Source organism: Streptomyces sp. 796.1, from assembly GCF_047525675.1.
GTDB lineage: Bacteria > Actinomycetota > Actinomycetes > Streptomycetales > Streptomycetaceae > Streptomyces.
Genome location: NZ_JBLIWA010000021.1, coordinates 65,641 through 88,005, shown reverse-complemented (window position 1 = coordinate 88,005; position 22,365 = coordinate 65,641). Strand labels below are relative to the sequence as shown.

The 22,365-nt window shown below is 71.3% G+C and carries 16 protein-coding genes, 2 tRNA genes and 1 pseudogene; 7 read left to right on the top strand and 12 right to left on the bottom strand.

Features of this window, described 5'->3' with window-relative positions; genetic code table 11:
- Positions 1-1,126: 1,126 nt before the first annotated feature.
- Both ACMA1D_RS16435 and ACMA1D_RS16430 read left to right on the top strand, forming a co-directional pair.
- Entirely contained in the window at positions 1,127-1,855 is a 729-nt protein-coding gene (locus ACMA1D_RS16435; protein ID WP_414724714.1) for a papain-like cysteine protease family protein, read from the top strand.
- A 5-nt stretch (positions 1,856-1,860) separates the two neighbouring features.
- Positions 1,861-2,859 (top strand): hypothetical protein, encoded by a 999-nt coding sequence (locus ACMA1D_RS16430; RefSeq protein WP_414724713.1) that lies wholly within the window; start codon positions 1,861-1,863, stop codon positions 2,857-2,859.
- A gap of 364 nt (positions 2,860-3,223) precedes the next feature.
- Here ACMA1D_RS16430 and ACMA1D_RS16425 read toward each other — a convergent pair.
- From ACMA1D_RS16425 to ACMA1D_RS16415, 3 genes are all read right to left on the bottom strand, one after another.
- Positions 3,224-3,296 (bottom strand) — tRNA-OTHER (locus ACMA1D_RS16425).
- Between the two features lie 82 nt (positions 3,297-3,378).
- A complete protein-coding gene (locus tag ACMA1D_RS16420) occupies positions 3,379-4,764 on the bottom strand; it encodes a hypothetical protein (protein ID WP_414724712.1) in 1,386 nt (461 codons plus the stop codon).
- A 126-nt stretch (positions 4,765-4,890) separates the two neighbouring features.
- A complete protein-coding gene (locus tag ACMA1D_RS16415) occupies positions 4,891-5,487 on the bottom strand; it encodes a helix-turn-helix domain-containing protein (protein WP_414724711.1) in 597 nt (198 codons plus the stop codon).
- A 272-nt stretch (positions 5,488-5,759) separates the two neighbouring features.
- On the opposite strand from ACMA1D_RS16415, the gene ACMA1D_RS16410 reads away from it, so the two are divergent.
- Positions 5,760-6,335, top strand: a complete 576-nt coding sequence (locus ACMA1D_RS16410) for a hypothetical protein (protein ID WP_414724710.1) — start codon at positions 5,760-5,762, stop codon at positions 6,333-6,335.
- Positions 6,336-6,585: 250 nt separating this feature from the next.
- Here ACMA1D_RS16410 and ACMA1D_RS16405 read toward each other — a convergent pair whose 3' ends face one another.
- Both ACMA1D_RS16405 and ACMA1D_RS16400 read right to left on the bottom strand, forming a co-directional pair.
- Complete coding sequence (locus ACMA1D_RS16405) at positions 6,586-7,608, bottom strand: virginiamycin B lyase (protein WP_414724745.1); 1,023 nt, start codon at positions 7,606-7,608, stop codon at positions 6,586-6,588.
- A gap of 33 nt (positions 7,609-7,641) precedes the next feature.
- Positions 7,642-8,349 (bottom strand): annotated as a pseudogene (locus ACMA1D_RS16400) (alpha/beta hydrolase); the annotation flags it as partial.
- A 477-nt stretch (positions 8,350-8,826) separates the two neighbouring features.
- Here ACMA1D_RS16400 and ACMA1D_RS16395 point away from each other — a divergent pair.
- Together ACMA1D_RS16395 and ACMA1D_RS16390 are read left to right on the top strand one after the other, a co-directional pair.
- Positions 8,827-9,486 (top strand): TetR/AcrR family transcriptional regulator, encoded by a 660-nt coding sequence (locus ACMA1D_RS16395; protein ID WP_414724709.1) that lies wholly within the window; start codon positions 8,827-8,829, stop codon positions 9,484-9,486.
- 241 nt (positions 9,487-9,727) lie between these two features.
- Complete coding sequence (locus ACMA1D_RS16390) at positions 9,728-10,780, top strand: aldo/keto reductase (RefSeq protein ID WP_414724744.1); 1,053 nt, start codon at positions 9,728-9,730, stop codon at positions 10,778-10,780.
- Positions 10,781-10,892: 112 nt separating this feature from the next.
- Here the strand turns inward: ACMA1D_RS16390 and ACMA1D_RS16385 are convergent, their stop codons facing one another.
- Both ACMA1D_RS16385 and ACMA1D_RS16380 read right to left on the bottom strand, forming a co-directional pair.
- Positions 10,893-11,309: a hypothetical protein gene (locus tag ACMA1D_RS16385; RefSeq protein WP_414724708.1), complete on the bottom strand. Its 417-nt coding sequence runs from the start codon at positions 11,307-11,309 to the stop codon at positions 10,893-10,895.
- A 237-nt stretch (positions 11,310-11,546) separates the two neighbouring features.
- Positions 11,547-12,605: a hypothetical protein gene (locus ACMA1D_RS16380; protein WP_414724707.1), complete on the bottom strand. Its 1,059-nt coding sequence runs from the start codon at positions 12,603-12,605 to the stop codon at positions 11,547-11,549.
- Positions 12,606-13,445: 840 nt separating this feature from the next.
- Here ACMA1D_RS16380 and ACMA1D_RS16375 point away from each other — a divergent pair.
- Positions 13,446-13,518 (top strand) — tRNA-Trp (locus ACMA1D_RS16375).
- A gap of 473 nt (positions 13,519-13,991) precedes the next feature.
- On the opposite strand, the gene ACMA1D_RS16370 is transcribed toward ACMA1D_RS16375, so the two are convergent.
- From ACMA1D_RS16370 to dnaK, 4 genes are read right to left on the bottom strand one after another with little or no spacing between them, the layout of a single operon-like run.
- On the bottom strand, positions 13,992-14,462 hold the full coding sequence (locus ACMA1D_RS16370) for a heat shock protein transcriptional repressor HspR (RefSeq protein WP_414724706.1): 471 nt from the start codon (positions 14,460-14,462) through the stop codon (positions 13,992-13,994).
- Between the two features lies 1 nt (position 14,463).
- The gene (gene dnaJ, locus ACMA1D_RS16365) at positions 14,464-15,651 is read right to left on the bottom strand and encodes a molecular chaperone DnaJ (RefSeq protein WP_414724705.1); all 1,188 of its coding nucleotides are present in this window, start codon (positions 15,649-15,651) and stop codon (positions 14,464-14,466) included.
- Positions 15,652-15,699: 48 nt separating this feature from the next.
- Positions 15,700-16,401: a nucleotide exchange factor GrpE gene (gene grpE, locus ACMA1D_RS16360; RefSeq protein WP_414724704.1), complete on the bottom strand. Its 702-nt coding sequence runs from the start codon at positions 16,399-16,401 to the stop codon at positions 15,700-15,702.
- Positions 16,398-18,260: a molecular chaperone DnaK gene (gene dnaK / locus ACMA1D_RS16355; protein WP_349993218.1), complete on the bottom strand. Its 1,863-nt coding sequence runs from the start codon at positions 18,258-18,260 to the stop codon at positions 16,398-16,400. The genes grpE and dnaK overlap by 4 nt, the downstream gene beginning before the upstream one ends.
- A 542-nt stretch (positions 18,261-18,802) precedes the next feature.
- On the opposite strand from dnaK, the gene ACMA1D_RS16350 reads away from it, so the two are divergent.
- Complete coding sequence (locus ACMA1D_RS16350) at positions 18,803-21,079, top strand: (Fe-S)-binding protein (RefSeq protein ID WP_414724703.1); 2,277 nt, start codon at positions 18,803-18,805, stop codon at positions 21,077-21,079.
- A 305-nt stretch (positions 21,080-21,384) separates the two neighbouring features.
- On the opposite strand, the gene ACMA1D_RS16345 is transcribed toward ACMA1D_RS16350, so the two are convergent.
- Complete coding sequence (locus tag ACMA1D_RS16345; protein ID WP_414724702.1) at positions 21,385-22,302, bottom strand: LysR family transcriptional regulator; 918 nt, start codon at positions 22,300-22,302, stop codon at positions 21,385-21,387.
- Positions 22,303-22,365 lie beyond the last annotated feature (63 nt).

Here is a 22,365-nt window from a genome sequence, read left to right as displayed (position 1 = left end):
GCGGGGTGGCCGACGCTGCCGGGGCCGTTGCCGCTGCCGGGGCGGCTGGGGCCGGCTGGTCCGGGCGGCCTCGCTCACCAAGTCCGGCTGTTCCCGTATGACTTGAGGCTGTAGGCCCGTCCGTACGGCACGGGTGATCGGCGGACCCGGCGGGGGCGGCCCGTCGGCGCGGCGGGGTGACCCGTAGGCGCGGAGAGGTGGGCCGCCCGATCGTTGGGGCGTCCGACTGCTGGGGCCGCTCGACCGCTGGGGCCGCCCGCCAGCCGGGGCCGTCCGCCAACCGGGCCGCCCGCCGGTCGGGGCAAGTGCTTCCGCCGCGGGGGGCCGAGGGGGGTACGGGGAAACCCCCTGCATTCCCGCCGGGGGGTTCCGGGGCGCGGGGTGGTGGGCCCAGCCTTGCCTCCAGCCGGCGGATGAGGCCGCACCCACCTCGTCCGACGGGGGCACCACCCCCGCCCCCGAAGCCGGGCCCCGGCACGACGCCGCACCCCACGCGGCGCGTCCGGGGGCACCACGAGCGACACCCCGCGCCGCACCCCATGCGGCGCACCCGTACCGCAGGCCCCACCGTTGCGCCGCGCCCCCACGTGACGCGTACGGACGCGCTCCACGGGCCGGACACCGTGCCTGCCCCACCCGCGCCGTGCCCCACGCGGCGCACCCGCACCACGGCGACACCCCACGCCGTTCCACCGCCGCCCCTACCCAGCACCTCACCCCACGCCCACCCACACCCCCCAACTCCCCACCCCCACCCACGTATCCAGGCAGCGCACCGTGCGCGCCCGCCGCGCTGGCCGTACCCACGGCCGTAACCCTCTGCCGCCCCCACCCGCCCACCGCCGCTCCTGCACAACCGGGCGACCCGGCGGGGGCGGTACGGCGGCGGGCCCGACCCGGGTCGACCCCGGTCCGGCCGGCCGTTCCCCGACGCGGCCGGCCGGCCCGACCCGGGCGAGCGCACCACACCCCGTACCTGCACCGCACCCCGTACGCGCGCACCACATCGCGTACGCGATCCAGTACGCGCACCACCCCCGTACCGCACCACCCCGTACCACCCGCTCACCTCCCCTCCCCCGAGATCGCCCGGCGCCCCCGCGCGGCGGGCGAGAAGGAGAACACGATGGTTCTGCGGAAACACCGGGCGCCCGTGGGCGCCGCAGCCGCGGCGGAGCAGGACGCCGCCGCTCCGATGAGAAGCAGGCGGCTTGCCGTGGCCGTCAGCGGCGTGGCCGCTGCCGCCTGTCTGGCGGCGCCGCTCGCCGGTACGGCCACCGCGGCGCCGGCCCCCGCGCACGCCGCCAGCAGCACGAGCGCCAGCAGCACCCAGGCCGCCGGCGTCAACTCCACCGCCGCCACCAGCGGCGTCACGGCATCGGCCCAGCTCTCCTTCAACGAGCTGGTGCAGAGCCAGGACCAGTGGTGCTGGGTCGCCACCGGTCTGTCCATCGCGCGTTACCTCGGGCGCGGCCAGGACACCTCGCAGAACACGTTCTGCACCTACGCCCGCGGCCTCCCCACCACATCGCCGTGCCCGAACCGGCCCGGCTACCTCTCCGACGTGCAGCGTTCCTGGTCCCGGCTCGGCATGGACCCGGGCCGCACCACCGGCACCCTGCCGTTCCAGACGGTCCAGCAGACCATCGACGCCAACTCGCCCGTCGAGGTCGGCATCTACTGGACCTCGGGCGGCGGCCACGCCCGCGTGCTGTACGGGTACGACGCGAGCCGCCGGACGCTGATGTACGCCGACCCGTGGCCGAGCAGCGCCCGGTACGGCGAGATGAACTACCAGAGCTTTGTCAGCAATGGCCAGTTCCGCTGGGCCGAGTCGCTGTACGGGGAGAAGTGAGCGCCATGACGGACCTGACCCGTTCCCACCCGACCCGTTCCCAGACACCCGCCGCCGGCGGCCCCCGGCAGCCCGGCGCGGCGCGCCGGCTCAGCGGGCTCGGCGGCGCCTCGCTCGCCGCGGGCGTCGGCGCCCTTGTCCTGCTTGCGCCCGCGGCGTCCGCCGCCGACCAGGGCCCGCGTCCGGCGGCCCCGGTCACCGTATCCAGCAATGACCAGGCAGCCGCTGCCAAGACGCTGACCAGCCAGGACACCACGGACCGCATCGCGTCCTTCTTCGTCAGGCTGGAGCAGCGGCAGCAGGCCAAGGGCAAGGACACGCTGAACGCGCAGGTCACCCGCGACGAAGCGGCCCGGCAGGCGCCGAAGCTGGTCGGCTCCACCGTCCCGGTCTACTCGCTCAACCCGGACTTCGTCCGCGGCACGGGCAAGGCGTCCACGCCGGTCGCCGAGTTCGCCTACCTGGCGTCCGAGGCCCGCTCGTCCTCCGGCGCCGCCGCCACCGTGTGGACCGTACGGGACGCGAAGACGCAGCAGTGGACGGTGGCCAACGTCATCTCCGGCACCGACGAGGTCAGCTTCGGCCGCAAGACCGCGGGCGACCTGGTCTTCACCGAACCGCAGATAGCCGCCTGGTACGCGCTGGACGGCGACCGGGTGCTGCCGCTGAACAAGGCGGCCCGGGACGCCGTCGGCACCCGCGGCACCACCGTCGCCGCCTACCAGGACCGGGTGCACAAGGCGTACGGCGACAAGCTGCCCGGCTCGGCCTACCAGCGCAACGGCCAGTTCGGCGGCTACGGCAACGCCGCCGAACAGTCCGCCCCGATGGCCGAACAGGCGGCCCCGGCAGCCCCGGCGAAGGCGCGCACCACCGCCTCCGACGCCCCGTCCTCCTCCGGCCTCGGCGGCGCCGCCCTCGTCGCGACCGTCGCCGGCGGCGGCGCCCTGCTCATCGGCGCGGGCGCCGCGGCAACCCGGCTGCGCCGCCGCACGGCGGGTTAGCAACCGCGGATACGGCGCTGGCGCGCAGCACCGGCTGTGCGGCGGCCACGGCCCGCCCGGAAGCGGCGGCGCCGTGACCGCCGCGCCGCAACCGTCGTCCAAGGGCCACTGCGCAACACCGGTTGTGCAGCAACCGCCGCGCAACACCCGCGCCCCGCAGACCACCGGCCGACTCCCAGCCCCGCCCCGGCCGGTGCTCCCCGCCACCGCCCCCGCCGCCCATGCGCCGGGGGCGGTGGCTCGTGGGCGTTGGTTGGGGGAGCTGCTCAGCGGGTCGTGAGTTGGTCGCTGTGGGGGGGCTTGGCCCGGCGGTGGGGTGGGGCGCGGGTGGGGCCGTCGATCCGCCGCGGCGGCACGTAAAAAGCGACGAGGGCAGGATTCGAACCTACGTCCACCCGGAAGCCGAGCCGGGTGCTCCACCGCAGAGCTTCCTCGTCGCCCTCAGATCATGGCCCGGACCGCGGCGCGGTGGCAACCGGTTTCCGGGCCCGGTCCGGTGCCCTTCGCCCCCGGTCGTTCCTACTCCTGGGCGGCGGCCCGCATGCCCTTGCCCGAGTAGACCCCGGCCGACCGGAGCACGCTGGCCAGGAGCGGATCGGCCACCGCAACTCCATGCACCAGCTCGGGAGTTCGCCGGAAGGCAACGGCCTTGGCCGTCGGCCTGGGGCCGGTCCAGGCCCGGGCCACCGGGTCCACCCGATGCCGGAGACAGACCGCTTCGACGAGCGACCGCGGGCACTCCTCCTCACCTCGGAGAACCTTCCAGGGCAGCGGGAGTTCCGCCCACACGTGGGTGTCGGGATGCAGTCCGTCCCCGCTCCCGTCCTCGCCCCCGCTCATGCTGTGCCAGCCCACGACGTCGGCGGCCATGAGACGGGGCACCTTGCCGGGGCAGAAGCGGTCCAGGATCTCGTACTGGCCCAACTCTTCGAGCAGCGCCAGCCAATGGGCCCGGGCCGTGTTCCACGACTGTGCGGCCTGGTTCCAGGTCGTCGAGTCGTCGCCGCGGCGCACGATCATCGTGTTGCGCTCCAGCGGCCGGCGGTTCCAGATGCCTTCCAGCAGGTCGGCGACCTGTCGCAGGACCTGGTTCCACCGCACCAGCAACCGCGTGAGGTCCTGGTCGGACACCCGAGCCAGCACCTCGGTCGTCGGGTACGCATGCGCGACCGCGTACCAGCAGGCCCGCTCGGGAGCGGCCCGCAGGCGGTTGAACAACGCCTCCGCGACCTCGTCGTAGACCTGACGCTGCCGGCCGTTGGTGAAGACGCTGCGCATGTAGCCGCGGGCCGTGAGGTACGCGATGAAGGCCGCCGAGTCCGCGTCGGCGGCGAACAGTTCGTACGACAGGGTGTGTGCGAGGGCGCCCTTGCCGGTCATCGTCACCTCGCGGCAGTGGTGCTGGTGGATGAGCCGGGCCAGCTTGGCCTCCATCCGGCGCAACAGTCGGAAACGCTTGTTGTACTGGCGCTTCGACATCTCCCCGAGGCCCGCCGCCGTACGCGCGGCCCGGTTGAGCCGATCCGCGGCAAAGTGGTTCTGCCCGTACGCCCTGCCGATCTCCTCGCCCGCGCGCCGGATCACCGCCTCGATCTGGTCGGGGTCGTCACCGGCACTGACCGGAAGTTCCGAAACGCTCGCAAACAGGCTTGTCGCGCGTGCGAGTTGGCGCTGGGCGCCGACTGGGCGAGCGAAGTCCTCCAGCATGGAGGTGTAGCCGTGCCAGAGGTTGCTGAGCGAGTGCTCGGCCGCCGCAGCGAGCGCCGCCCCGGTCGCCACGTCGAGGGTGGTGCCCCGTGCGGCATGCAGCTCTTGAATGAGCCGGGCCACGTCCTCGGGACGCTTGCGCTGGGTGAGCGAGGCGTGGAGTTCACGGAGTAGTTGTTCGGCTACGGACGATGACATGGGAGTCACCCTGCCATCAGCTTGGGCGGTGCTCCACTGGTTATCTGTGGGGTGTGGGCGGGCCGGCCGTGGGTTGGGCCGAGCGAGATGGGTTGGCCGCGGGTGGGTTGGTCGCCGTGGGGTGGGTCACCGCTCCGCGGGGCGCTGCTGCGGTCGGGCCCGTACGTGCATCCGCTCGCCCTGTGCGCCGAACAGGCTGAGCACTTCGACGGGGGCCCCGCCGGCGGCGCCGAACCAGTGCGGGAGGCGGGTGTCGAACTCGGCCACCTCGCCCGCCCCGAGCACCAGATCGTGGTCGGCCAGCACCAGCCGCAACCGGCCGGCCAGCACGTAGATCCACTCGTACCCCTCGTGCGTGCACGGCTGCGGGGTGTCGCGGCTGGCCGGCAGCACCATCTTGAACGCCTGGAGCGGTCCGGGCTGCCGGGTCAGCGGCACCACCGTCTTGCCGTGCGCGGTGCGGGGCGTGAGCCGCACCCGCGGGTCACCCACCTCGGGGGCGCCGACCAACTCGTCGAGCGGCACCTGATGCGCCTGCGCGATCGGCAGCAGCAGCTCAAGGCTGGGTCGCCGCTGACCCGACTCAAGCCGGGACAGGGTGCTCTTGGAGATCCCGGTGGCCGCGGAGAGCCCGGCCAGGGTGATGCCGCGCTCGGCGCGCAGCCGCTTCAGCCGCGGCCCGACCTCGGCCAGGGCGTGCGCGATGGCGGGTGTCCTGTCCACACACCCATTGCACCGCGCCCGTCCTGGGAGGGGCAACGTGTGTTGCTGAAAGTGGGACAGGGCGGGTGGGAGGCGCCTCTGCCCGGGGTGCGGCGGGCCTCAGGCCGTGCGGGCCCGGAACACACCCCGCCTTGTACGGACGTACGGCACACCCCCGGCCTGTACGGGCGCACGGCACACGCCTGGCCCGTACGGCCGCACGGCGTGCCCCCACCCCGCGCGCCCCGCCGCTCGGTGGAACAATTCCCTCCCGTTCCCCGAGGAGGGCATTCGTGGTGGCCACCCTGCGCATCGAGGCGTTCGTTCCCGCCGAAAGTCCCATCACCGCCCCGGTCACGAAATTCGGCGGCCAACCGGTATGGCTCGGCGAGCCGCAGTGGCCGGTGAATGAGGCGTGGGGCGAGCCGATGCGGTTCGTCTGTCAGATCGAACTCGGTGCGGTGCTCGGTGAAGCGGGGCGGGGGAAACTGGCGTACGTCTTCGTCACGCACGCCGAATTCGGTGACGTGACGTTCTTCGACCCGGACGTCATCTTCCCCGACGAGGGGGCGAACGCGGTGATCGTACAGCCGGACGGCGACTCCACCGGGGCGACGCTTCCGCTGGTCAGCGGCCCGAGCCTGTACCACGCCGCGGACGGCTCGGATGCGGAGTACACCGTCGTCCTCCGCCCCGATTCCGACCTCGAACCGGAAAGGGCGAACGCCCCCGAGTGTGAAGGGGAAAGCGGATCGGAACCCGGCCGAAAACCAGAACCGATCGGCGACGACAAACTGGGCGGCACCCCGCCTTCTTCCAGGGCGATGGCTGGCCGCCCGGCGGCCCGTGGAAACTCCTGCTCCAACTGAGCCCGAATTTCCTGCCCTTCCACCTCGACCTCGGCTCGGCCCCGCTCGCCTTCGCCTTCGTATCACCGGACGCCAGCCGGGGCCGCTTCCTCGTCCAGGACTCCTGACTTCGGTCTCCTGGCCCCGGAGCCCCTGACCCCACCGATACGGGCGTACGCGGCGAGGGAGCGACTGCGGGGTGGGCGTACGCGGCGGGGGTGTGCACACCCACCCCCGCGGCGGAGTGTGCACACCCACCCCACCCCCTACCTCACTCCGGCACCGCAACCCGCGCCAACGCCCCCACCTCCAGCGCGCACCACACCGCCCCGTCGTACGCGGCGATGCCGTGCGGTTCGCTGCTCGCATCCGGCAGGTCGTAGTGGGTGAGGTCGCCGGTGGTGGTGATGCGGCCGATACGGCCCGTGCCCCACTCGGTGAACCACAGGGCGCCGTCCGGGCCCGGCGCGATCGCGTGCGGCCGGGCCGCGCGGTCCGGCAGCGGGAACTCGGTGATCGTGCCGTCCACCGTGATGCGCCCGATCTGGCCGGCGCCGATCTCGGTGAACCACAGGGCGCCGTCAGGGCCGGCCGCGATGCCCACCGGCGCCGCGTCGGCGGTCGGCAGCGGATAGGCGGTGCCGTGCCCTTCGACGTCGATGCGGCCGATGGCATGGCTCTGGTTGAGCGTGCACCACAGCGCCCCGTCCGCGCCCGTGACCAGCGACGACGGGAAGGACCCGGGCGCCGGGTACTCCGTGACCCGGCCGTCTGGGGCGATCCGCGCAATGCGGTCGGCGGCCGACAGCGTGCACCACATGGCTCCGTCGGGCCCGGCCGCGATCCCGAACGGGCCGCCCTCGGCCGTCGGCAGTGCCACCGACTCGTACCGACCGAGCGGCCCGTCCTGCACACCGTCCGCCGCGTCGCCGGCACCCGTCCCCCGACCGCCCGCCGTGCCACCCCCCGCAGCGTGCGGCAGCTCACCGGCCGCGCCCCCGCCCGTACCGACAGCCGCACCCGGGGGCACGATCCGGCCGACCCGATGCGCCCCGTACTCGGTGAACCACAGCGCGCCGTCCGGGCCGGGCGCGATCAACGTCGGTCGGGCGCCCACCGGTTGCCGGGTGACGCGGCCCGACCGGTCGCGGCGGGCGATCGCGTTCTCGTGCACCAGGGTGTGCCAGAGCGCCCCGTCGGGCCCCTCGGCCAGCGCGTACGGGCCGGCCTCCGGCTCGCTGACCCGATGCGTACGGACCGGGTCGGCCAGCCAGGCGGCGAGTCGTTCGAGCAGCACTTCGCCCTGGTCAGAGAGGTGGAAGGCATGTGGCATACCCGCGTGCACATCGAGCCGCACGCTCACCCCGGCCGCGTCCGCCGCCGCAGCGAACCGGCGCGCGTCATCCAGCAGCACCTCATCCGCACCGACGGCCAACAGCAGCGGCGGCAGCCCGGACAACGACCCGTACAGCGGCGACTGCGGGGCCTGCCGCGGGTCGGCGCCGGCCAGGTAGTCGGCCGTGATGGCGGCCAGCACGGTCCGACTGATGACGTCCGCCCCACGGGCCTCCGGCGTACCGGCCTCCGGCGTACCGGCCTCCGGCGTACCGGCCTCCGGCGTACCGGCCTCCGCGCGACCCGCCTCCGCCGCACCGGCGCCGGCCCCGCCCGGCGAAGCGCCGTCCACCGAAGCGCCGTCCACCGAAGCCCCGGACAGCGTGAAGTCGGTGATCGGGGAGACGGCCACCGCGGCGCCGGGCAACGGCCCCCCCGTACGGGCCAGTTCGAGCAGTGCCGACAGCACCAGCGTCGCCCCGGCGGACTCGCCGAAGAACACCACGTCGGCCGCCGGCACGCCCGCGGCGAGCACGTCCCGCCAGACGTCCAACACGTCGTGCAGCGCCGCCGGGTACGGGTGGGCGGGCGCGAGCCGGTAGTCGACGCGGACCGCGGGACGGCCGGTGGCCTGCGACAACCGGTACGCCATGAGGCGTTCGGCGGCGGGCATGGTGTGCGCGAAGCCGCCGCCGTGCACGTAGATCACCGCCCCGCCGCCGGCGCCGGGCGCCCGTACCCACTCGCCCCGCTCGCCGACCGGCCGTACCTCCGCATCGGCCGGCAGCGGCCCGCTGACCAGTACGCCGATCCGCGCCCGGACGGCAGCGGCGGCGGCAGCGGTGGACGCGGGATCGGAGACAGGCGACGCGGACGCGGACGCAGCGCCGTCGACGTCGGCGGGGTTCGCGGGGCGGACGGGAACAGCAACGGTCTGGAGCAACAGTCCTCCGTGGAGTGGACGGGACGAACGGTGAGGTGCGGAGTGGTGCGGGGGGTGCGTACGTACCGGGTACCGGGGTTACGCGCCGGACGTCGGCCGGCCGCCCATGACGCATCGGTGACGCATAGGGGAGGCCAGCCACGCCCGACGGGCGCAAGTTTGCAACGGCCGTAAAGTTACGCACCGCCTCGCCGGGGTGTCAACGTATAAATACAACGGGGGTAAGGTTTGCCCATGGGTATCGAGGAGAACTCCACGCCGCACGTCGCAGCGACCGGCCTGCGCGAGACCAAGAAGCGTGAGACGCGCCAGCTCATCTCCGACCGGGCGACCGAACTCTTCATCGCGCAGGGCTTCGAACGCACCACCATCGCCGACATCGCGGACGCGGCCCGGGTCGCCAAGAAGACGGTGACCAACTACTTCCCGCGCAAGGAAGACCTGGCCCTCGACCACCAGGACGCGTTCACGGGTGCGCTGGCCGCGACCATCGCGGACCGCGCGCCGGGCGAATCCGCGCTCGCCGCGCTGCGCCGCGCCTTCCTCGCCGCGGTCGACGCGCAGGACCCGGTGGCCGGGTTCGCAGGCCTGGGCTTCACCCGCATGATCGCCGACAGCCCGACCCTGACGACCTGCCTGCGCGGCCTGCACGACCAGCGCGAGGACGCCCTCGCCGGCGCGCTCGCCGAGGCCACCGGCGCGGCGGCCACGGACGTCGAGCCGCGCACCGCGGCGGCCGTACTCGGCGCGGTGCACCGCGTCCTCTTCGCCCGCATTCAGCAACTGACCCTCGCGGGCCGCACGGATGAAGAGATCGCCGCGGAGGTCAGGGCCGAGGCGGAAGCGGCGTTCACCCTCCTGGAACCGTCCCTGGCCACGTACGCCACGACGTGAGCCGGCGGAGCACGTACGCGACGGCGTGAGCCGGCGGAGCACGTACGCGACGGCGTGAGCGGGTGAGCGCGTACGCGACGGCGTCAGCCGGGGAGGGGAGAACCGGGGGGAGGGAGGCGAGCCGGAGAGGAAGACGAGCCGGAGAGGAGGGGCCCGCAGCCACCGCCCCCACCAGCAGCAGCCCCGACGTGAGGTCTTGACTTGGAGTCAACTCCAGCACCTAACGTGCCACCCCATGAGCATGCGCTACCGCCCCCTGGGGCGTACGGGGATCGAAGTCAGCACGTACTGCCTGGGCACCATGATGTTCGGTTCCGTGGGCAACAAGGACCACGACGCGTCGGTGCGGGCCATCCACACCGCGCTCGACGCGGGCATCAACTTCGTCGACACCGCGGACATGTACTCCGCGGGCGAGTCGGAGACGATCGTCGGCAAGGCGTTGCAGGGCCGGCGCGATGACGTCGTGCTCGCGACGAAGGTGTACTTCCCGATGGGCGAGGACCCCAACCGGCGCGGCAACGGCCGCCGTTGGATCACCCGGGCGGTGGAGGAGAGCCTGAAGCGGCTCGACACGGACTGGATCGACCTCTACCAGGTGCACAGGTTCGACCCGCGGACCGACATCGAGGAGACCCTGGGCGTACTGGGCGACCTGGTCGCGCAGGGCAAGATCCGCGCCTTCGGCAGCTCCACGTTCCCGGCCGAGCGGATCGCCGAATCCCACCACGTGGCGGAGCGCCGCGGACTGTCCAGGTTCCGCACCGAACAGCCGCCGTACTCGCTGCTCGGCCGCGGCGTGGAGACCGCGGTGCTGCCGACCTGCCAGCGGTACGAGATGGGCGTACTGACCTGGAGTCCGCTGGCCAGCGGCCTGCTCACCGGCAAGTACCGCGCGGGCCAGCCCATCGACCTGACCGTGGGACGCGCCGCGCTCAGCCCGCACCGCTTCGACCAGTCGATACCGGAGAACGTCGCCAAGCTGGATACGGTCGAGCAGTTCGCCCTACTAGCCGAAGAGTTGGGCTGCACCCTCCCGGAACTGGCCATAGCCTTCCCGCTGGCCCACCCCGCAGTCACCTCGGTCATCATCGGCCCCCGCACCCAGGAACAGGTGGAGAGCCTCCTGAAGGGCGCCACCCTCACCCTGGACGACGCGACCCTGGACCGCATCGACGAAATAGTCCCCCCAGGCGTCGACCGCTACCAGGTGGACGGCGTCTGGCGCCCCGACTCCCTCACCAACCCTGCGACGCGCCGCCGCGCGGTGGGGGACAGGGCGGCGGGCGAGTAGCACACGAATTGCCCGCGAGCACGGCCCGGGCCTGGGGCGGCCTGGGCCGTTGCGTTCGTAGGGTGGTTCGGGGTTACGGGGGCGGCCCCGGGTTACGCGGTCGGCCCGGCCCCTACCTGTCGAGTCCGCCCCCGCCTGGGCTCTCGTGCTCGGTGGGGGCGGAGGTGGGGGTGGAGGTGGGAGTGGAGGTGGGAGTGGGCTTGGGCGGAAGGGTCAGGTCCGGCCCATGGAGCAGTGAGTCCCGAGACTTGGGTGTGGAGTGTTGTTTCTCTTCGGGGGGCGGATCACTGGTGTCATTGGTCATTTTGAGCGAGTAGATGCCAAGGAGCACCATGGCTATCAACGCGATCCATAACCCGATCCGCTGACGGGCGAGTTCACGGTCGGACGGCATCAGAGCGTCGGCAGCCGCCGTGGGGTCGCGGTACTTGTTCATTTCCTCTCGGGCCAGGTTTTCCGGCCCCACGCTGATCAAGATGCCGAAGAACACGGCCAGGGCAAAGAACGCGATGGGGTAGAAGAAGATCACAGTCGTCCCTGCTTCCCAATGCCAGCGGGTGCGTTCCGGTCTACGGCCCCGAAGCTAAGTGCCGCCCACCGTGCGGGGTCCCGGGGCGGGCCCGGGCCGGTGCCCCGGAGATATCTGGGGAGGACCGGGGGGCTGGAGAAAACGGGCGGAGCTCATTGGTTGCTCGATACCGTGACCCCAGTGGTGTTTCGGGGAGGCCCCGACCAGCTCGGACTCTGGTTGCTTCGGGCGCGTGTATCAGGGCGACGGGGTGTTCGGATCGGGCTCAGCGGCAGGTTCGGACGGGGCGGCGTCGGCCGGGCTGGCGGACTGCCCTCTGCGGGCCCGCTCCAGGTCAGCCTGACTGTGCTTGAGCTGGGCCACGGCCCTGATGATCGAGGCGATGCTGAACCCGATAGCCGATGCCAAAGCGCCGACGGAGGTGAGGAGCTGGGCTGTCTCGGACGGGTTGAAGGAAGCACTCGCCACCTCGTCGAAGGCGGGCACCCCCAGGACGACCGTCAGCAGGTAGCAGACACTCGCGGCAGCCGCTAGGTGGCTCGCTCGGTGTTGCGCCGTGGCTGTGTCTCGGGTGATCCACAGCCACGCCCACACGACGCATACGATGATCAGGCACGTTGCGCTGCGCAGTGCCGAGGCGTCCGCGGCCACCTCAGGTAGGGGGCCCCACGTACCTTTCCAGAAGGCGCCCGCGAGGAAACCGCCCAGCAGGCCCACGCTGGCGATAGGGCCCCAGTCATGCACCCTGCCCCACGCGAACCCGGATGCCGTCCCGCGATCTTTGAGGACCTTGCGTCGAATGGAGCCGCCAGCGATATAACCGTTCACCACCACTGTGTTGCCGTCGCCGGCCAGTAGGAAGAGCAGGGTGAAATGGCCTCGGCGCTTGAGGGGAAATGTGGGCAGGGTGAACTTACTGCTCCACACCGTGAAAGCTCGGTTGCGCGTCCATGGCGTGCATAGGCCAGCCCCGACGTGCACGGCCTGTACCGCAACGATCAGGCGATCGGGGAATTCGACGGAGAGCGGCTCCTGGAGGTCGTGCCGCGTGATGTTTTTGTTGCCATCGTTCTTGATGCGCAGGCGTACCAGGGACGTGCCCTGGACGTGACCCTGGCCACCACCCAGTTCCCAATCCGCGACGGCGTCAGTCGCCTGAAGGCCCACGCAGATCGGGGTGTCTACTTGCACGTGGTAGGTGATGCGTTTGCGGCTGAGGACGAAATGACTTGCTAATAAGGCCACGTGGAGGAGTAGAAACAGGCCACCGACGATGTAGAAGTCGCTTCGGCTCATCACCATATGCCCCCACGCAGACCACCAACTTGCCGTGAACCGGTCGTGCATCTCGACAACCGGCACGGTATACGCCCACGGCGTACGCCACAGCATCCTCGGCTGAATCGGGAGCCGGCAGGGTCGGGCGAGTTGCGTTCGACGGCAGGAAGGTCGTCGCCCCTTCGGCTTGGAGCAAGTTGAAGACCAAGTAGCTTGTTCCAACGGCCGCTTGTCCCTGGGTGCCCGGTCTCATCCTTCAGGCTGTTCATTCGATCAGCACCTCGCCGTCCGCGGTCAGCAAGGCGATCGGAGGGAAGCTGCCCAGGGGACGGCACTCATCTGCTGGGAAGCTGACTTGGCGGCCACATCAGCCTGGCTAGCCGTCCACATGTATGGGCGCCATAGTCCGCTCCTCAATGGGGAGCGAGTCATCCGCGCCGGGGATCATGGACAGCGCGAAGAAGCCGCCGGCCGCCGCGATGGCCAACGCCAGTCACATTCCCATGAGCCTGCCCGGGGCTCGGAACACACCCCGCATCACCTCGAAGCCGTCGCCGCGGTCCCTCCGGGCCGGATCAACCGTCCCGTACGGCTCTGCGCCCCCCGAGCACGCGCCCCGCGCACCCGGCACCCCCGTGCTCCACCGCCCCACTCGGCCGCAGCCCGGCCCCTGCCACGCCCGCCTCATCAGGGATACCGCCAGACGGGCGATGCGCATACCTCGCCTTCTCGCCTATCTCCCCATATTCTCCACTGCCTTGAAAACCCTGGGACGTCCCGTACCCGGCCCCGCAGCCCGTGCCCCGCAACAATCCGTTGGTTAGCCGCCGATGAGCCGTGGCAAGCTACAGCTACCGAAGGGGCGTAGCTCAATTGGCAGAGCACCGGTCTCCAAAACCGAAGGCTGTAGGTTCGATTCCTGCCGCCCCTGCTAGATCGACCGAGGTCAGCGCGGCCATCGCATCGCGCGCCGGCCCGACAGGTGTTCCAGACCTGCCGGCCCCCGCGGACCCGCGTCCGCCGTACGACTCCTGAGCGTTCGGGACCTTCTCCCAGTGGGCCTCCGCCCCAGCACACGCCACCCCCATGGGGGCCAATATGCCCCGGCCGAGCGGCGTCAGAGCGCACGGCGTCAGTGCGTATGACGTCAGGGCGTACGCGACGCTGTGGCGCGGGGCCCGCGCATCGGCGCGGCTGGCCAGCCCGTCGCGTTCAGGCCGCCGCGCAGCACCATCGCACCCGCCCCGCAACGCCCGACAACGCAGTAGGTCCGCCACCCCCGAAGGGCGACGGACCTACCGTTCGCTATGTCTCAATGGCTCGACACCGACTGACCCCGGCGACCCGCACCCGCGACGAACACGCGCCTCCCGCGCGTCCCGTCGTCGGCCGGCCGTCCGCCCGTCAGTCCTGACCCGGCCTGCGCGGGCGCCACACGACCAGGGCGCTGGTCTGCTGGACCTGGTCGTAGGGGACCAGGTCGCGGCGGTACGAGGCGTGGACGGCGGCCTCGCGCTGCTGCATGGCCGCCGCGGCGCCCTCCACGGCCTGTTGGAGTTCGGCGACCCGCTGCTGGAGCGCGGCCACCTGGTTCTCCAGTTCGATGATGCGCTTGATGCCGGCGAGGTTGATGCCCTCGTCCTGGCTGAGCGCCTGGACCTGGCGGAGCAGGCTGATGTCGCGGGCCGAATAGCGGCGCCCGCGGCCCGCCGTGCGGTCCGGTGAGACCAGGCCGAGGCGGTCGTACTGGCGCAGGGTCTGCGGGTGCAGACCGGAGAGTTGGGCGGCGACCGAGATGACGTACACCGGTGAGTCGTCGGTCAGCTCGTACGGATTGCGGCTGTTGCCGCCGGGGCGTGCGCCTCGGCCGTCCATCTCATTCTCCCTTCGCGGCCTGGAACAGCTCGGCCCGCGGGTCTTCACCCGCCGTGGCGTCGCGGTAGTTCTCCAGCGCGTCGCGCGCCTTGTCGTTCAGCTCGGTCGGCACCGTCACCTCTATGGTGACCAGCAGATCGCCCCGCGTGCCGTCCTTACGGGTGGCACCCTTGCCACGGGCCCGCATCGTACGCCCGCTGGGGGTGCCGGCGGGCAGCTTCAGGGTGACCGGTGGGCCGCCCAACGTGGGGACCTTGACCTCGCCGCCGAGGGCCGCCTCGTCGAAGGTGACCGGGACCGTGACGGTCAGGTTGTCGCCCTTGCGGCCGAAGACCGGGTGGGCGTCCACGTGCACCACGACGTACAGATCGCCGGCCGGACCACCGGTCTCACCCGGGGCACCCTTGCCACGCAACCGGATGCGCTGGCCGTCGCTGACCCCGGCCGGGATGCGGACCTGCATGGTGCGCGAGGAACGGGCCCGGCCGCTGCCCTTGCACTCCTCGCACGGGTCCTGGGCGATCAGGCCCCGGCCCCGGCACTCCACGCACGGGTCGGTGAGCGAGAACCCACCGCCGCCGCCCCGGCTGACCTGCCCGGTGCCCACGCAGGTCGGGCAGACCCGCGGGGTGCCGTTCTTGTCACCGGTGCCCTGGCACGCCTTGCACGGCGCCTGGCTGGACATCCGCAGCGGCACCGTCGCGCCGTCCACCGCCTCGGTGAAGCTGAGCGTCACCTCGGACTCGATGTCCTGACCGCGCCGCGGCTGCGCCCGCGTCCCCGCACCGCTGCGGTTGAACAGGCCGCCGAACACGTCCCCGAGCCCGCCGCCGAATCCGCCGGCTCCGGGCTGGCCGCCCTGCGGACCGCCGCCCCCGAAGAGGTCGCCGAGGTCGAAGTTGAAGCTCCCGGTGCCCCCGGGGCCGCCGGGACCGGGGCGGAAGCCACCGTTCCCGAACAGCGCCCGGGCCTCGTCGTACTCCTTGCGGCGCTTGGGGTCGGCGAGGACGTCGTTGGCCTCGGAGATCTCCTTGAAGCGCTCCTCGGCCTTGGCGTCACCGGTGTTGGCGTCCGGGTGGAACTCGCGGGCGAGCTTCCGGTACGCCTTCTTGATCTCGGCCTCGGTGGCGTCCTTGGGGACGCCGAGGACCTTGTAGTAGTCCTTCTCGACGAAGTCCTTGGTGCTCATCCTCGACGTCCCTCCTCTCCGTACGTCACGTCAGCTCCGTACGTCACGTCAGCCCTCGTCCGGGCCACCGTTCTCCTCGTCAGACGCGTCTTCACCCGTCTCTGCCTGAGCGCCACCGGACGTGGCGCCCGGCTGCGGCTCGGCGACGGCCACCCGCGCGGGGCGGATGGTCCGTTCGCCGATGCGATACCCCGGCTGGAGGATCGACACGCACGTGGTTTCGGTGACGTCCGGCGCGTAACTGTGCATCAGCGCCTCGTGCACCAGCGGGTCGAAGGGCTCGCCCTCCTTGCCGAACTGCTGGAGGCCCATCTTGGCGACCACCGTCTCCAGCGACTCGGCCACCGACTTGAAGCCGCCGACCAGTTCGCCGTGGTCCCGGGCGCGACCGATGTCGTCGAGCACCGGAAGCAGCTCGGAGAGCAGGTTCGCCGCGGCGATCTCCTTGACCGCGACCCGGTCCCGCTCCACCCGACGGCGGTAGTTCTGGTACTCCGCCTGGAGGCGCTGGAGGTCAGCGGTGCGCTCGTTGAGGGCCGTACGGACCTGGTCGAGCTGAGCCGTCAGCGCCACGTCGTGCTGTGCTTTCTCGTCGAGGCCGGCATCTGGTGCGTCCCCGGCCGAGGCCGCCGGGCCCGCCGCGTCGGCGGACCCGGCCCCCTTCGCCGCGTCGGACTTCGACGCGGCGTCGGAGGTGGCGTCGGAAGGGACGTCGGGCTGCTCGTCGAAGCCCGGAGTCTCTTCCGTCACGCGGCACCGCCCTGGCGGTTGTCCTTCTCGTCGTCGACGATCTCGGCGTCCACGACGTCGTCGTCCTTGGCCTGACCGGCACCGGCGGCACCGGCGGCGTCGGCACCCGGGGCGCCGGCAGCGGCCTGACCGTCGGCGTACAGCGCCTGGCCGAGCTTCTGGCTGACCGTCGCGACCTTCTCGGTGGCCTCGCGGATCGCGGCGTTGTCCTCGCCCTTGAGCTTCTCCTTCAGCTCAGTGACGGCGGCCTCCACCTCGCCCTTGACGTCGCCCGGGACCTTCTCCTCGTTGTCCTTGAGGAACTTCTCGGTCTGGTAGACGAGCTGCTCGGCCTGGTTGCGGGTCTCCGCGGCCTCGCGGCGCTTGTGGTCCTCGTCCGCGTACTGCTCGGCCTCGCGCATCATGCGCTCGATGTCGTCCTTCGGCAGCGCGGAGCCGCCGGTGACGGTCATCCGCTGCTCCTTGCCGGTGCCCAGGTCCTTGGCGGACACGTGCATGATGCCGTTGGCGTCGATGTCGAAGGTGACCTCGATCTGCGGCACGTTGCGCGGCGCCGGCGGCAGGCCGGTCAGCTCGAACATGCCGAGCTTCTTGTTGTACGCGGCGATCTCGCGCTCGCCCTGGTAGACCTGGATCTGCACGGACGGCTGGTTGTCCTCGGCCGTCGTGAAGATCTCCGAGCGCTTGGTCGGGATCGTGGTGTTGCGCTCGATCAGCTTGGTCATGATGCCGCCCTTGGTCTCGATGCCAAGCGACAGCGGGGTGACGTCGAGCAGCAGGACGTCCTTGACCTCACCCTTGAGCACACCGGCCTGGAGCGCGGCACCGATGGCCACGACCTCGTCCGGGTTGACGCCCTTGTTGGCGTCCTGGCCGCCGGTGAGCTCCTTGACGAGCTCGGCGACGGCGGGCATCCGGGTGGAGCCACCGACGAGCACCACGTGGTCGATCTCGGACAGCGCGATGCCGGCGTCCTTGATGACGTTGTGGAACGGGGTCTTGCAGCGCTCCAGCAGGTCCGAGGTGAGCTGCTGGAACTGGGCCCGGGTGAGCTTCTCGTCCAGGTGCAGCGGGCCCTCGGCGGAGGCCGTGATGTAGGGCAGGTTGATCGTGGTCTCGGTGGACGAGGACAGCTCGATCTTCGCCTTCTCCGCGGCCTCGCGGAGACGCTGGAGCGCCATCTTGTCCTTGGACAGGTCCACGCCGTGCCCGTTGTTGAACTGCTTGACCAGGTAGTCGACGACGCGCTGGTCCCAGTCGTCACCACCGAGGTGGTTGTCACCGTTGGTGGCCTTCACCTCGACCACGCCGTCGCCGATCTCCAGCAGCGAGACGTCGAAGGTGCCGCCGCCGAGGTCGAAGACGAGGATCGTCTGGTCGTCCTTGTCCAGGCCGTACGCGAGGGCCGCGGCGGTCGGCTCGTTGACGATGCGGAGCACGTTCAGGCCCGCGATCTCGCCGGCCTCCTTCGTCGCCTGCCGCTCGGAGTCGTTGAAGTAGGCGGGGACGGTGATGACCGCGTCCGTGACCTTCTCGCCCAGGTACGCCTCGGCGTCCCGCTTCAGCTTCTGCAGGATGAAGGCGCTGATCTGCTGCGGGTTGAAGTCCTTGCCGTCCAGGTTGATCTTCCAGTCGGTGCCCATGTGGCGCTTGACCGACCGGATGGTCCTGTCGACGTTGGTGACGGCCTGGCGCTTGGCGACCTCGCCGACCAGCACCTCACCGTTCTTCGCGAAGGCGACGACGGACGGCGTGGTCCTGGCGCCCTCGGCGTTGGTGATGACGGTGGGCTCACCGCCTTCGAGAACACTGACGACGGAGTTCGTCGTACCCAGGTCGATGCCGACCGCACGAGCCATGTCTAATCCTCCAGCCAACTTGAGTGGAACTGACTCAAGAGTGCACGACGGATTCCGACCTGTCAACAGACCTGAGTCGAGGCCGCTCAACTTTTATGTAGCCCTTATCTACAGATGGCTTGATCTTGCTCTCCCCTGGGCCTCGTGGGCCTCGCGGGTCCCATGGGCCCCGGCCTCCGTCCGGCATGGCCCGACCGAGTTCGCCGCCCGCTCCTCCATGAGACATCCGCCGCCACGTCGTCGCACCCGCACCGTCGCCGACGCCCGGCCCGGGAGCTACGCCGGCGCCCGTGCCCGCACCTCAGGCCAACATCGGACGCCGGGGCGGATGTCGTAACGGGCGCGGGAGCGGGCACCCGCAGCGGGCGCCGAAGCAACCGTCAGTCGCCCGAACAGGCAACAGAAAAGCCGCTCAGGTGAGCCTGAGCGACGCATATCACCGGCTGGTCGAGTACACCGCCCTGCCGATCCTCGGTAATCTCGGCAAAGACCAGATAAGTTACTGCTTAGTAAGTCCGCTCTCGTAGGTTCGAGGAGCCGCCATGCAACTCGCCGCGATCATCGTGTCGCTGGTCCTCATCGCGGTCGGCGTCGCGCTGTTCGGCCGTGCCCTGCTCCAGATCTTCCACTACGTACGGCTCGGTCAGCCCGTACCGGCGGGGACCAGGACCGACGAACCCGTGCAACGCACGATCACCGTGGCCAAGGAGTTCCTCGGCCACACCCGCATGAACCGCTGGGGCGTCGTCGGCGTCGCGCACTGGTTCGTGGCGGTGGGCTTCTTCTCGCTGCTGCTGACCATCGTCAACGCCATCGGCCAGCTCTTCCAGGCCGACTGGCTGATCCCGGTCATCGGCGACTGGCTGCCGTACGAGGTCTTCACCGAGTTCCTCGGGTTGATGACGACGGTCGGCATCCTGACCCTCATCGCCGTCCGGCAGCTCAGCAAGCCGGGCAAGGCCGGCCGCAAGTCCCGCTTCGCCGGGTCGAACTTCGGCCAGGCGTACTTCGTCGAGGCCGTCATCCTTATCGTCGGCCTCTCCATCATGACGCTGCGCGGCCTGGAGGGCGCCCAGCACCACGTCGCCTCGTACGAGGCCGGGTTCTTCGCCTCGTACCCGCTGGTCGTCGCCTTCCGCGACCTCGACGTCAGCACCTTGCAGAACGTGACCTACCTGGTCGCGATGATCAAGATCTCCACCTCCTTCATCTGGATGATCACGGTCGCGCTCAAGACCGACATGGGCGTGGCCTGGCACCGCTTCCTGGCCTTCCCCAACATCTGGTTCAAGCGCGAGGCGGACGGCTCCAGCGCGCTGGGCGCGCTGCCGCCGATGGTCTCGGCCGGCAAGCCGATCGACTTCGAGGACCCGGGCGAGGACGACCAGTTCGGCGTCTCGCAGGTCGAGCACTTCTCCTGGAAGGGCCTGCTCGACTTCTCCACCTGCACCGAGTGCGGCCGGTGCCAGTCGCAGTGCCCGGCCTGGAACACCGGCAAGCCGCTCTCCCCGAAGCTGCTGATCATGGGCCTGCGCGACCATGCGCACGCCAAGGCGCCGTATCTGCTCGCGGGCGGCGGCAAGGACGCCGAGGGTGCCGAGAAGGGCACCGAAGAGCAGCTCGCGCAGGTGCCCGCCGGCGCGCTGGCCGAGGCCGAGCGCCCGCTGATCGGCACCCTGGCCGAGAACGGCGTCATCGACCCCGACGTGCTGTGGTCCTGCACCACCTGCGGCGCCTGCGTCGAACAGTGCCCGGTGGACATCGAACACATCGACCACATCGTGGACATGCGCCGCTACCAGGTCATGATCGAGTCCAGCTTCCCCAGTGAGGCCGGCACGATGCTGAAGAACCTGGAGAAGAAGGGCAACCCCTGGGGCCTGGCCAAGAAGCAGCGCCTCGCGTGGACCAAGGAGGTCGACTTCGAGGTCCCGGTGGTCGGCAAGGACGTCGAGGACCTGACCGAGGTCGAGTACCTGTACTGGGTGGGCTGCGCCGGCGCCCTGGAGGACCGGGCCAAGAAGACCACCAAGGCGTTCGCCGAACTGCTGCACATCGCGGGCGTGAAGTTCGCGATCATGGGCGGCGACGAGGCGTGCACCGGCGACTCGGCCCGCCGCCTCGGCAACGAGTTCCTGTTCCAGCAGCTCGGCCAGCAGAACGTCGAGATGCTGAACATGGCCTTCGGCGAGGACAGCGACGACGAGGCCACGAAGAAGCCCAAGGCCAGCAAGAAGATCGTGGCCACCTGCCCGCACTGCTTCAACACCATCGCCAACGAGTACCCGCAGCTCGGCGGCGAGTTCGAGGTCATCCACCACACCCAGTTGCTCCAGCACCTCATCGACGAGGGCAAGCTGGTGCCGGTGACCCCGGTGGAGGGCCTGATCACCTACCACGACCCGTGCTACCTGGGCCGGCACAACAAGGTCTACACGCCGCCGCGCGAGATCATCGCCAAGGTGCCGGGGCTGCGGAACGAGGAGATGCACCGGCACAAGGAGCGCGGCTTCTGCTGCGGTGCCGGCGGCGCCCGGATGTGGATGGAAGAGCGGATCGGCAAGCGCGTCAACGACGAGCGGGTGGACGAGGCGCTGTCCCTGAACCCCGACATCGTCTCCACCGCCTGCCCGTTCTGCCTGGTCATGCTCTCCGACTCGGTCAACGGCAAGAAGAACGACGGCAAGGCGAAGGAGTCGCTCCAGGTCGTGGACGTGGCGCAGCTCCTGCTCGACTCGGTCAAGACGCCGGCCGAGCCCGATGGCCCGGACGAGGCGGGCGAGGAGGCTGCGGCCCCCGAGCCGCAGCCCGTGAAGTAACCCCGCGCGGGCCGCGTACGCGGTACTGACCCGCGAGACGGCACGCCGGTGGGCGCGCCCCCGTACGACAGGGGCCGCGCCCACCGGCGTTTGCCCGCTCGGGGAACGAGCTGCGCGCGGCGGGCACCCCCCCTGCCGGATGGGCTGCGCCCGCCGCTGGGCGTACGGGCCGCCGCCATCGACAGGTCGTACGGGCCGCGCCCACCGATACGTCGTACGAGCCGTGCCCGCCGGCAGGTCGTACGGGCCGCGCCCACCGGCCACTCCCGCCCCGCCGTATGGGCCGGCCCGTGCCCGCGCCCCGATCAGCCGGCGACCGTCCGCGCCGCCCCGCGCAGGGCGGCGACGCCGGGCCGGTCGCGGTCCTGCGTGCGCCAGGCGAGCGCCGCCGAGCACGGGGGCAGCCCCGCCACCTCCGCGTACGCGACGCCCGCGCGTGGGTAGAGCCTGCGGGCCGGCTCCGGTGGGAACTGGATGCCCTCGCCCATCGCGATGACCAACAGCGCGGATTCGAAGTCCGCGGCCTGGTGCGCCGAGTAGCGCACGGGCGCGCCGCCAGGCCGCGGGTCCGCGCTCCAGAAGTCGCGCCAGGGCTTCGGCGCCCGGGGCGACCACCCGATGTGCGCACGGTCCGCCAACTGCCCGAAGGTCAGCGGCCCGCTGCCGGCCAGCGGGTCGGCCGCCGGCAGGCAGACCACCCGCCCCATGGTGGCCAGCTCCAGGCTCTGCACGCCGGGCGGTACGGGCCGCAGGACGAACGCCGCGTCCACCGCCCCCGACAGCAGCAGTTCGGCCCAATCGCCGAACCCCATCCGCCGCACCTCCACTTCGAGCCCGGGGTGCGCCAGGCGCAGCGCGTCCAGGACGGCGCGCATCGGCTGCACCGCGGCCAGCGCCTCGAACGAGCCGACCACCAGCCGCCCGGCCAGCCCGTGCGTCGGCCCGGCGACGGTCTCGCGCAGCCGGTCGGCGGCCCGTACGACGGCCCGCATCTGGGGGAGCAGCGACCGGCCGGCCGCCGTGAGCCCGATCGTCCGCGTGGAGCGGTCGACCAGCGTGAGCCCCATGCGGCGCTCCAGCGAGCGGATCTGCTGGGAGAAGGCGGGTTGGGTCAGATAGGCCCGCCGGGCCGCGCGGCCGAAGTGGAGTTCCCGCGCCAGCAGCAGGAACAGCCGCAGTTGCTGGGGGCTCGGATCGCCCGAGCCGCTTCCCTCCCGCACCACGCGCCCCCCGACGGTAGCGATATACGAACGTGCATCGATGCGCGCCCAACACCTATCAAGATT